Raw genomic sequence first — 12132 nt, forward strand, 5'->3', positions numbered from 1 at the left:
TCGAAGGTCCACTTCATCGTCTGCGCGCCCCACAGCAACACGCCCGCCGTGCTGTGCTGCACGCCCTTCGGCTTGCCCGTCGAGCCCGACGTGTAGAGGATGAAAAGCGGATGCTCCGCGCCGACCCACTCCGGTTCGCACTTCGTCGATTCATTCTCGACGATCTCGTGCAGCCACACGTCGCGCCCTTCGGCCCACGCGACCTTCCCGCCCGTGCGCCGATACACGATGACATCCTTCACTTTCTCGCAGCCGCCTGCGGCGAGCGCTTCGTCGGCGATGCTCTTCAGCGGCAATGCCTTGCCGCCGCGCATCTGTTCGTCGGCGGTGATGAGCGCGACCGCGCCGACATCGACGAGACGCTCGTTGAGCGATTTCGACGAGAAGCCGCCGAACACGACCGAATGGGTCGCACCGATGCGCGCGCATGCCTGCATCGCGACCACGCCTTCCACCGACATCGGCAGATAGATCACGACGCGGTCGCCCTTCTTCACGCCGCGCTTTTTGAGCGCGTTGGCGAGGCGCGAGACGCGTCCGAGCAGGTCCTGATAGGTGACGTTGGTGACGGCGCCGTCGTCGGCTTCGAAGATGATCGCGTTTTCGTTGCCGCGGCCCGCTTCGACGTGACGGTCCAGACAGTTGTACGACGCGTTCAGCTCGCCGTCCTCGAACCACGTACAGAAAGGCGCTTTCGATTCATCCAGCACCTTGGTGAACGGCTTGTGCCAGGCAAGCGTCTCGCGTGCGAGGCGGGCCCAGAAGCCTTCGTAATCGCGCTCTGCTTCCGCTACCAGCGCCTTGTAGGCGTCCATGCCGGAGATTGCAGCATTGGCCGACGTCTTCTGAGATGGCGGGAACAAGCGCGATTCGCGCTGCATGTCGCCCGAAGGCTCTCCGATCCGCAGGTACATCAATCTCAAGTCTTCAAACGCAGACAGAAAGTCTGTGGCATCAGAGCTTGCCATGCTCGCCGCGAAAGCCATCGCTGATTCGATCGCGTTCGGGATCCGGACTCCAACGCGACCGCCGCTCCCCCACTCGTGGCTCACGCGCCGCGCGATTTCGACTAGCCGAGTCGCCGTTCCCAGCTCGGTTTTAAAAGCCGCCTGTGCGCTTTTAGCGGATCCAACGTATGCATCTTGTGGGGCGGCGGCATCCGATAAGCAAAGTTCCATCCCATCGAAGCCAGCCTCTATCGCAAATCGCGCAGCGAGCCCGAATCGCTCGGTATCCATCTTCTCTTTTAAATTGCATTCAGAACAACCTGCCAGAGCATCGACGTCAACCTGGCACACGGTTACACCACCATTTGCACGAACGAGTTGCGTCACCGACCGCCATTCGCCGAAGCTCAACGGCCCTATCCGTGGTCGCCCGCTTTGAACCGCTCTTCGGCTGCAGGGCGCGAGTAGTCTTCCAGTGATCAACATGCCAGCATGTGCGAAATAGGCATGTTGCGACTGCTGATGAAAATCAGTGTGAAAGCCCATGTCCAATTCGATGACCAGGCGGCTTTTTAAGTACATTTCTCCGGCGCGATACGGCGAGAAAAAGCTCGGGCGGGACACGATTGGCATGCGTTTATCTTCTTCAAAATGTCGGTCCCGCGTGAATGACCTTCGCGGTCGCACAGCAAATCGTCACGCGCGTACTCCCTGCCTCCAACCCCGACTCTTCCGCGATGATTCAAAATCCGTCGAAGCGGCGCAATCGGGTCAATCGTGGCGATTCCTGCGGTGCTGAATCAAGCGCTACAACTTTAGCTCGACGATCGAAAGATGCGCCTGGCTTTACGTAACTCGACAAAGCGCTTCGCATGTACGCTGCTTTAGCGTTTAGGCGTGACGCAAGCGTCTTTTTGGTTTCGACAGGACCGACGGCGTTTCGCCGTCGGTCCATGTTAGAACTGAGAGTCAGTTGTATCCGAGAATGGCGACTGACTGCACATCCGGTCGGTCCATTGCCTGGCCAGCCAAGGATCCAATTGGGCCCTCAAGTAACTTCGCATAAGCACTTGCACGGCGAGCTTTCGCATATGAATTGGCGACGCTTTGCGAATCTGCAGCGGATGAGGTAACAGATGCGCCAGCGACCGGATAGGTATGTGCGTTCATTTTGACCTGAAGTTGTTTCGATGGATTGTCGTACAGAACCGCTTTTCTGGGCGCAGCCTAGACTCGGTCGAACCATACGGTTTGTGCGTTCATAAATTCACGCATTCCAAAATGCGAAAGTTCTCGACCGTAGCCGCTTTTCTTAACTCCACCGATTGGAACGCGCGGATCGGACGCGGAGAACCCATTCACAAAAATTCCGCCGGTTTGAATCTCACGAGCAAAAGCCCTCGCGTTACTATCATCGCCAGTCCAGATCGCGCCGCTCAAACCAAACTCGCTTGCGTTCGCGAGCTCGATTGCATGTGACGCATTGTCTGCAGAGATCAAAGAGGCGACGGGCCCAAATATTTCCTGGTCAAAAGCGACCATGCCAGGGACGACTTCTGACAATATCGTTGGCGCGTAGAAATTTCCCGGGCCATCGAGTTTGGCACCGCCCATCAAAACCTTCGCGCCTTGTTCAGTCGTGGCGCGGACCTGACCGTGGAGTTCGTCCCGCAGGTCATACCTCGCCATTGGACCGAAGTAGCTATCCGCCTCCTCTGGGTCGCCGACTTTCAGCTCCTGCACCGCGGCCATGAACCGCTCAGTGAACGCTTGCTGAATCGGCCGTTCAAGGATAATGCGCTTGGCGGCAATACACACTTGGCCGGTGTTCTGAAACCGCCCGACCACTGCAGCGCGAACGGCACCTTCCAGATCAGCGTCCGCCAAAACGATGAAGGGATCTGAGCCTCCCAGTTCCAGAACCGATTTTTTGAGCGCCGCGCCCGCCTGCGCGGCAATTGCGGACCCAGCACGAACGCTGCCGGTCACGGTCACAGCAGCGATGCGCCGATCCAGAATCGCTTTCGAAACAAGTTCGTTGGAGACGTTAGCCACTGAAAAAACGCCGTCAGGTAGGGCGGCCTCCGCCCATATCTCTTTGAGCGCGTACGCGCATCCCATGACGTTTGGAGCATGTTTCAGCACGTACGCATTGCCGGCTAGGATGATGGGAATAGCTCCCCTCATGACCTGCCAGTAAGGGAAGTTCCACGGCATCACGGCAAGAACACCGCCGATTGGAAGGTACGAGACATACGCCTTATCGTCTGCCACTGATGTTCTTTCGTCGGCGAGCATCGCCGGACCGTGCTCGGCGTACCAGTCGCAAACGGCCGCGCACTTTTCGACTTCCGCTCGCGACTGCGAAATAGGCTTGCCCATTTCCCGAGTTGCGATGAGCGCGAGCGGCTCAAGATTACGACGGAGCGCAGCGGCCATATTCGACAAAGTCTGCGCACGAACATCTGCCGAACTCGCACGCCACTGCTCGAAACCTGCCTCCATCAATCTCAGCGCGCGGTTCAGATCCGCCTCGTCTTCGTAAGGGTAGCGGCGAATCTCTTCACCTGTTGCCGGATTCAACGATACCGCTGCCTCTTGCGGATTGACGGCGTGAGCCATATGGATGCTCCAATGCGTAATACATAAAAGGTACTCCTCGCTATGAATTCGAGCGAGGTGCTATCGTGTACGGAGAAATTCTGTGGCTTCGGCGTGTGTTTCAAAGACGTGCGCCGCAGCGTGGCGCGAGAACAGCGCCTCACCCAGCTTTGCCCGCATGAAGGCACTAGTGGTATACCGCGTGGTGGTCGAGTAATGCCTAGCCTGTAGGTCGGCTACCATCTCAAAATATTCGTCTGCCTGCGACTCGTCGAGTCGGAATCCGTCGTAGTTGACGATCAGCGCGACTCTTCGACCAACCTTGGTACATAGCGCATCGAACACGCGGCGTACGCATTCGACGTCTTCGGCGCTACGGATTGCCATCCCTTCAAAGTTAGCAAAGAGGATGTTGCGGTCGGCGTCGTAACTGAGTCGATCGGCCAATTGCAAGTCTTGCAACACGCCCGCGAGACCCATGGGCTTGGTTCGATAGATGCGCGGGTCCATCAGCCCCACCTCACCTATGATGGGTCGAAACGCCATGTGGGCGAGCACGTCCCGCTCGATGTCGATACCGGGTGCTACTTCAATCAGCTGCAGGCCTTCCGGTTGAAGCTTGAAAACGCAGCGCTCGGTGACATAGAGGACCGACTGCCCCTTCGCTGCCGCTAGCGGGCCGCTGAAGGTAATCTGCTCGACCGATTCGACGAACTTTCGCGTTCGCCCTTCGCTGACGATGCGCATCTGACCGCCCTCGACTGATGTTGCGATCCCTCCTGCGGTAAACGTTCCCGCAAATACAAGTCGACGTGCGTTCTGACTGATGTTGATGAACCCGCCTGAGCCAGCGAGACGGGAACCGAACCGGCTGACATTGACGTTGCCAGCGCGGTCGATTTCAGCCATGCCAAGACACGCGAGGTCGAGTCCACCACCGTCGTAGAAGTCGAACTGCTGGTTCTGATGCAGGAGCGCCTGCGTGTTGATGCCAGCGCCGAAGTCCAGTCCACCCTGAGGCATGCCGCCAATCACACCCGGTTCAGCGGTCAACGTCAGGTGATCCAGTACGCGTTCTTCGGCCGCGACGGCTGCCACCGCCTCTGGCATGCCGATTCCCAGGTTGATCACACCGCCAAGCGGCAACTCGAAAGCACAGCGCCGCGCGATCAGCTTCCTCTCGTCGAGCGCCAATGGGGGGATCTTGTTCACCGGCACGCGGATCTCGCCCGCATATGCCGCGTTGTAGTCGGTCGCGTAGGTCTGCTTGTGCGCTCCTGGGGGTGCAACCACCACGCAATCGACAAGGACGCCGGGAACGACCACACTGCGTGCATCAAGTGAGCCGCTCGATGCGATGCGCTCCACCTGCGCGATGACCAGACCGTTGGCATTTCGTGCAGCCATGGCCGCGGCCTGAGCGTCGAGCATCAGTGCCTCGCGCTCCATCGTGATATTGCCCTCCGCGTCGGCCGTGGTGCCGCGAATCAACGCGACGTTGATCGGGAAGGCCTTGTAGAAGAGCCATTCCTCGCCGTCGATGTCCATCACTCGCACGAGGTCTTCCGTTGTGCGTGCGTTGATCTTTCCGCCGTTCTGCCTCGGATCGACGAACGTACCGAGTCCGACCTTGGTGAGCGTGCCAGCACGGTGAGCGGCCGAATCCCGGTAGAGATGCGAAATCGTGCCAAGCGGAAGGTTGTACGCCTGAATGCGGTTGTCCGTTGCCAGCTTCCCGAGCTTGGGTACAAGCGACCAATGACCCCCAATCGCGCGCTGGACGAGTCCCTCATGAGCAAGCCGATTGAGCCCACGCTCTTTGCCGTCACCGGGCGCCGCTGCGAATACGAGCGTAAGATCACGCGGCCCCTCTGTCTCGACGAAGCGTCGCTCGAGCGCCGCAATCAGTTCCTCGGGGGTGCCGATGCCGACGAACCCTGAACAGCTCACGACATCGCCATCGCGTATCAACGCGATAGCCTCGTCGGCGGTAACGACCTTGTCTTGAATCATGGCAGTCTCAATTCACTAATCGGGCTATCGGCTAGTCGGCTAAGAGATAGTTCTTGATGACGGCGATTTGCGCCTCATCCATCAATGCGGGTGCGTGACCGCAATCGGGGAACTCGAACGCAATCACGCGACCGTCGGCCGCAGCTGGGCCGCGTTTGAGCATGGTTTCCACCGTACTTCGTGCGAGCAAGTCCGAGTCTTCGCCGCGAAGGATGAGCACCGGGCAATCGATCTTGTCCCAGACGTGCCACAGAATCACGTCCAGCAAGATCGGGATCGCGAAGCGCATGCCGATGCCCGGATCGAAGTGAAAGCGAAATCCACCTGCACCATCTGATACCGCGCTGTGCTGCGCCAGGTGACGCCATTGAGCGTCGTTCAGCTTGCCAAATGGCGCGTGAACATCGCGCAGATGGGCCTCGACTTCGTCGACCGAGGCGAAGCGCCAGGAACGCGTCAAATAGCTGCCGATTCTGCGCAATGCTGCGGCTGAGACGCGCGCGCCGAAATCATTGAGCACCAAACGTCGCACCGGCGTTCGCGGTTCCGAAGCCATCAACATGCCGATATGACCGCCAAGGGACGTGCCAACCCAATCCACCTGCTCGACATCAAGTCGGGCAATCAGCGTCGACATCGCACGCACATAAGCTCGGTCCGTATAGTGACCAGGCGACGCGAGCCATTCGCTGCGTCCGCGCCCAGGAAGGTCGGGCACGATGACACGCATCCCCTTCGCCGCGAGCGCCGCTGCCAGCGTGTCGAAGTCGCGACCGGTGCGCGATACTCCATGCACACAGACGACGGTTTGCTCGGCCGTCGGCGGCCCCCACTCGGCGTAGGCCAGCTTGTGAAATCCACCTCGCCCGATTACGGAGACCTGCTTGAACTGTGGTTGCATCACATCGAGTCCCGATCAGGCGAGCGCGTCGTCGCGCTCGTGCAGCCACTCGACGATGCCCTTACCGAGTACCCCCTGAGACTTGCCACTGACGAACACGCCAACATGGCCGCCATCCAGGCCGATCTCCTGATAGTCGTCAGTGCCCACAGCGTCGCGTAGCGCCTGCGTCGTCTTCGGCGGAATGATGTGGTCGTCCTTCGCATACACGTTCAGCACGGGCATCCGAATGTCTGATAGATCGACTTTCCGGGCACCCAGTCGAAACTCACCGCGGATCAACTCGTTGTTCTTGTAGAGATTGACCAGCAACTGCTTGGCAGCCTCGCCCGGGTGATGCGGTCGATCGGCAAGCCACTTTTCCATACGCAGGAAGTTCAGCAACTTCTTTTCGTCATCGAAGGTGTCGAGCAGACCAACGTTGTACTTCGATAATGTCGCCCCCGGTGTCATTTGCGAGAAGACGTAGCCTGTAAGCTCGCCAGGCAAGTTGCCATACGCCTCGATCAGATGATCGACGTCTTCCTCACTCATGCCGCGCGTCCAGAGATTCAGCAACCCGTGGTTGACCCGGCCCTCCGCCTGATCCTGATGGAAATCGACCGGTGTGATAGTCAAGATGAGGTTCTTGATTCGTTCCGGATAAAGCGCCGCGTAGCACAACGAGAAAACGCCACCCTCGCAGATGCCTAGCAGGTTGATTGAGGGAAGGCTGTGCTCACGGCAAATGAACTCCACGCAGTCGTTCAGATAAACGTCGACATAGTCTTCGAACGTGAGCCAGCGATCGCTGCGAGTAGGACTGCCCCAATCCACTGCATAGACGTCCACGCCGAGCGCGAGCAGGTTGCGCAGCATCGAGCGGTCTTCCTGCAGATCGGTCATGGTGTAGCGACCAATCTGGCCGTACGCGACGAGCACAGGTATCCCCAGCGTGCGCGCAGTCGTCGGCTTGTAGCGATACAACGTCGTCTTGTCTTCATGGAACACCACTTCCTTATCGGCGGTGGCGATCTCGACATGCTCGTCTTTAATCCGGTCGAGCATCTGCTGTCCGCGGGCGAGCTTAAGATTGAAGTCGCTGAATTCAGCGAGCGCCCGTGCGGCGGTCGATTTCTTGGCGGCTGCCATACGGTTCTCTCAGGATTGAATGGAGCGGGAGGCTTTCGGAGCAACGCCGCGACCCTGGCGGGCGGGCGTAGCCGTAGCCGTAGCCGGTACTGGCTGCTGGGGCGCGTTCTGCCGCTGGAGCAGCCGAACCTGCCGTCGCAGCTCGGTCACCGTGCGTTGAATTTCGTCAACCTCGGTACGTGTAGGGACGTGGTAGGCGTCACACCACGATTCGGCGAGAGCGCGTTCCTTTAAGCGGTAGTCGGAAGCTGCACGTAACATCCGCGTTTGAGCCACAACAAATTCCTCAGACCGATGCGCCTCGATCAGCGTCTCATTGGCGACTTTCAGCCATCGGTCGGTCAGGCCGCGCCACGTGGTAGGCGTTTCCCCTTTGGCTGATGACGCCGTTTTCATGAAGCGCTCGAGCGCTGTATTCCACGCACGCTGCACGATCGCCTGATAGGCCAGCACGGCCTTGTCACGCGCGATAGCCATTTGCTGCAGTTCAGCCACCTTCCGGTCCAGGTCCCAGAGCGTCGCGTATTTGGGACCTTCGATGACCTGCTGCAGGCCGGCGTCAAATGCGCCGGCACCGCGCCCGCTCCATCGCGCGGGGGAGAACATTTCGCGCAACGCCGTGGGCGTCCAGGCGCCGGGGCCCGCGCCGTCCTGCACGAACCCGGCCCATTTCTCAATGGACTCCTTCCATGTTTCCTGCAAGTCGTAGAATTGTTCCTGCATCGGTGGCTTGGCGTCTTCCGTCTTCGTATCCGATGTACCTGGCGGGGAAATTGAGCTCATTGACTTCAGGAACGCTTGCTGCATGGCGATCCATCCGTCCGCCCAATTTGCGTTGTCGTTGCTCATTCGAACACCACCACTTGGCGGATTGCCTTGCCCTCGTGCAACAGGTCGAAGCCGTAATTAATCTCGTCGAGCTTCAATCGACCCGTGAGGAGTTTGTCGACCGGCAAGCGACCCTGCTTGTACAGGTCGATAAAGCGCGGGATGTCGCGTGACGGCACGCAAGTGCCGATGTAGCTGCCCTTTACCGTGCGCTCCTCAGCGACGAGGCTCACTGCAGGCATGGGCCAGCGCGCGGTCGAGGGCGGCAGCCCCGCGGTGACGGTCGAGCCGCCGCGACGCGTGATGTTGTACGCGAGATCCAGCGCGCGGATCGAGCCGGCAAACTCGAAGGCAAATTCGACACCGCCTGAACTCAACTCGCGGATGTACTCGAGTGCATCCTCGCGTCCGGCGTTGACTGTGTGCGTAGCGCCGAGGGTCTTGGCCTGCTCGAGTTTGTCGTCCGACAGATCGATCGCAATGATCTGCCGGGCACCGGCCGCATGAGCGCCAATCAGAGCCGCCAATCCAACCCCGCCAAGACCGATGACGGCCACCGACGCACCGACTTGAACCTTTGCCGTATTGACGACGGCGCCAACGCCGGTGAGGACCGCGCATCCAAACAGTGCCGCCTCGTCGAGCGGGATGCTCGGATCGATCTTGATGATAGATCGGCGCGATACTGTCGCATACTCTGCGAACACCGAACATCCGAGGTGATGATTGATCACTTCACCATCCCGGGTGAGGCGACGCTCACCAGAGAGCAAAGTGCCCGCGCCATTGGCCGCAGCGCCCGGCTCGCACAGGGCCGGACGACCTTCAGCACAAGGGGCGCAGTGCCCGCAGCTCGGCACAAACACCACCACGACGTGGTCACCCACCTGCAGGTCGGTCACGCCAGCGCCGAGTTCCTGCACGACCCCAGCCGCCTCGTGACCGAGCGCCATGGGCATCGGACGTGGCCGGTCACCGTTAATCACCGACAAATCGGAGTGACAGAGTCCCGCTGCCGCAATCTTTATCAGCACTTCGTCGGGGCCCGGACGCGCCAAGTCGATCTCTTCAATGTGTAGCGGACGAGAGTCGGCATAGGGGGATGTCGCGCCCATCGACTGAAGAACAGCCGCTCTGATCTTCATTGCGACACCTCCTTCACGCGATTTTTAAGTTCATCGACGAGCACACGGCTGTTCTCGGAATAATCGACCGGCACAACCACGAGTTGCACCCCACCTTCCTCGAACGCGGCCTCCAGCGTCGGAACGAGGCCGTCTGCCGATTCGACGCGCCGGCCCTTGGCGCCATACGCCTCCGCATATTTTACGAAGTCGGGGTTGCCAAAATTCAGACCCCAATCGGCGAAATCGTCGACCGCTTGCTTCCAGCGGATCATCCCGTAAGCGTCGTCCTGAATGATCAAAACGACCAGATTGAGCTTCATGCGAACTGCGGTCTCAAGCTCCTGCGAGTTCATCATGAACCCGCCATCTCCACATACCGCCATGACGCGCCGTTTGGGATGAAGAATCGAGGCCATCATTGCCGAGGGCAATCCGGCGCCCATCGTGGCCAGGGCATTATCGAGCAGAAGCGTGTTGGCATTACGCGTGCGATAGCAGCGCGCGAACCAGATTTTGTACATGCCGTTGTCAAGCGCCACGATGCCATCCGCCGGCATGACCTGACGCACATCATGGACAATGCGCTGCGGCGTCAACGGAAAGCGCGACTCTGTGGCTCGGTCCATGGTCCGCTTGAGAATGCCTTCGCGCAAAGAGGCCAATGTGCCTGCATTCGGAAGCTGACCTTCAACAAGATCGGCAAGACGCGTCAGGCTCATGCCCAAGTCGCCCACTACCTCCGCGTTGGGGAAAAACACCTGTTCAACGTTGGCCGAGGTGTAACCGACGTGAATAACCTTAGGCCCCTTGGGTCCCATGATGAACGGCGGTTTCTCGACCGTATCGTGGCCAATCGAGAGGATAACGTCGGCACGATCGATTGCCTCGTGCAAATAGTCGCGCTCACTCAGGGCGGCAGTGCCCATCCACAATTGAGTGGCTTCGTCGTTGCCGATCGCCGAGACAGTTCCCTTACCCATTTGCGTGTTGAAAAACGGGATTCCGGTGCGCCGAATGAAGTCCGTCAACTGACCGACCAGTCGCGGACGGTTGCTAGCTGCCCCGAACATGACGAGTGGCCGCTCCGCGCTTTTCAACATCGCCGCAGCACGCTCGATGGCGGCAAACTGCGCGACCGGCAATTCAACGGGGTGCAACGGGATGACCGTTAATTCGTCGCTCACTTCTTCGCCGGCGACATCTTCCGGCAGTTCAAGATGTACCGGTCCGGGCCTCTCGTCCTGCGCAAGTCGGAAGGCCTCACGCACCACAGTGGGGATGCTGACGCCGCTGATGATTTGACGCGAGGCCTTTGTAAGTGGCTTCATTGTGGCGACGATGTCAACAATCTGGAAGCGGGCCTGACGCGCAGTCTTGATCGGCTTTTGCCCGGTGATCAAAATCATGGGCATGGCACCGAGGTGTGCGTAAGCCGCACCCGTGACGAGATTCAATGCGCCGGGGCCGAGCGTAGCCATGCAAACGCCGGGCTTTCCAGTAAGTCGACCATGGGTGGCCGCCATGAAAGCAGCCGTCTGCTCGTGGCGTGTCAGGACAAGCTCAATGCTCGAGCGGCGCAGCGATTCAACAACATCCAGGTTTTCTTCACCCGGAACCGCAAAGATGCGATCAACGCCCTCGTTCTCCAGGGCTTGTACGAACAGGTCAGACGCCTTCATGTTCTCTTCCTTAATTTTCAGATAAACCGGTCGCGGTGGTCACCCACTCGAACTCATTGATGTAACTTTTCTTACTGCATAACCGGCGCAACGAGAGCGCTTCTCACATCGCACACAGTTCTGATGAGGCTCCGTTTCATTTCCATTTGCCTATCGACTGATGCACATCTGACGCGCCGACCGCAGCAGTACTTACAGTGCGTTTTGTTTGAAGTTTTGTCTGCCTGCGCGATGCATCTACTGTGCGAGGGCGCGGGCCTGTGCTTCCTCACTCCTTGACTAGTCGAATCACATCATCAGGAACTCTTGGTGGGCCCGGACTCTCATTCGTCTTTCACGAAGAACCGAAGAGAGAAGGTCAGTGCCGTGGACAGCAGCAACATGCCAGCCATTCCGAGCATGCCCATCGCAAACGACCCGGTGACATCCTTGAGCCAACCCACCATGAACGGGCCAGCGAAACCGCCGAACGTACCAACCGAGTTGATGAAGGCGAGGCCACCGGCCGCAGCCGCTCCCGAGAGGAAACGGGTCGGAATGCTCCAGAACACCGCACGCGCTGTCGTCACGCCAATCACTGCGATGGTGATGCCGATCATCGCCGGCCAGAACTGATGGAACAGTGCTGCGATGATCATGCCTACGGCAGCGAACACACAGGTCAGCAACAGATTCAGAATCTTCTTGCCGCTCTTGTCGACCGCCCGTGCCCACGTCAGCATGGCAACCGTGGCGAAGATGTACGGAACCGTCGAGACGAGGCTGATTGCGGTGATGCTCAAGCCATGTGCTTTGAGAATCGTCGGCAGCCAGATGCCAATGCCGTAGGAACCCAGCACGAAGCCAAACTGAATGCCCGTCAGGATCAGCACGCGCGTGTCCTTCAGTGCGGCGCCGAGGTTCTT

9 protein-coding genes are annotated in these 12132 nt (G+C 59.3%); all 9 read right to left on the reverse strand.

The window, feature by feature from the left end; all coding sequences use genetic code 11:
- Positions 1 to 914, reverse strand: a 914-nt coding sequence (locus AWB80_RS41980; protein WP_244207060.1) for an AMP-binding protein, incomplete at its 3' end; no start/stop codon positions are given.
- Between the two features lie 1260 nt (positions 915 to 2174).
- On the reverse strand, positions 2175 to 3569 hold the full coding sequence (locus tag AWB80_RS41985; RefSeq protein WP_061180491.1) for an aldehyde dehydrogenase family protein: 1395 nt from the start codon (positions 3567 to 3569) through the stop codon (positions 2175 to 2177).
- A gap of 60 nt (positions 3570 to 3629) precedes the next feature.
- Positions 3630 to 5561, reverse strand: coding sequence for an acyl CoA:acetate/3-ketoacid CoA transferase (locus AWB80_RS41990; RefSeq protein WP_087132093.1), 1932 nt, complete (start codon positions 5559 to 5561; stop codon positions 3630 to 3632).
- A gap of 31 nt (positions 5562 to 5592) precedes the next feature.
- Entirely contained in the window at positions 5593 to 6462 is an 870-nt protein-coding gene (locus AWB80_RS41995; protein WP_087132094.1) for an alpha/beta fold hydrolase, read from the reverse strand.
- Between the two features lie 15 nt (positions 6463 to 6477).
- Entirely contained in the window at positions 6478 to 7593 is a 1116-nt protein-coding gene (phaC, locus tag AWB80_RS42000) for a class III poly(R)-hydroxyalkanoic acid synthase subunit PhaC (protein WP_061180492.1), read from the reverse strand.
- A 9-nt stretch (positions 7594 to 7602) separates the two neighbouring features.
- Positions 7603 to 8442, reverse strand: a complete 840-nt coding sequence (locus AWB80_RS42005; protein WP_061180493.1) for a poly(R)-hydroxyalkanoic acid synthase subunit PhaE — start codon at positions 8440 to 8442, stop codon at positions 7603 to 7605.
- Positions 8439 to 9566 (reverse strand): zinc-dependent alcohol dehydrogenase family protein, encoded by a 1128-nt coding sequence (locus AWB80_RS42010; protein ID WP_061180494.1) that lies wholly within the window; start codon positions 9564 to 9566, stop codon positions 8439 to 8441. Before AWB80_RS42010 ends, AWB80_RS42005 begins: the two co-directional genes overlap by 4 nt.
- Positions 9563 to 11227, reverse strand: a complete 1665-nt coding sequence (locus AWB80_RS42015) for an acetolactate synthase large subunit (protein ID WP_061180495.1) — start codon at positions 11225 to 11227, stop codon at positions 9563 to 9565. The genes AWB80_RS42010 and AWB80_RS42015 overlap by 4 nt, the downstream gene beginning before the upstream one ends.
- A 323-nt stretch (positions 11228 to 11550) precedes the next feature.
- Positions 11551 to 12132: MFS transporter (locus tag AWB80_RS42020; RefSeq protein ID WP_143328277.1), on the reverse strand; the 582-nt coding region annotated here is incomplete at its 5' end.

Origin of the sequence: Caballeronia pedi (genome assembly GCF_001544915.2) — a bacterium.
Lineage (GTDB): Bacteria > Pseudomonadota > Gammaproteobacteria > Burkholderiales > Burkholderiaceae > Caballeronia > Caballeronia pedi.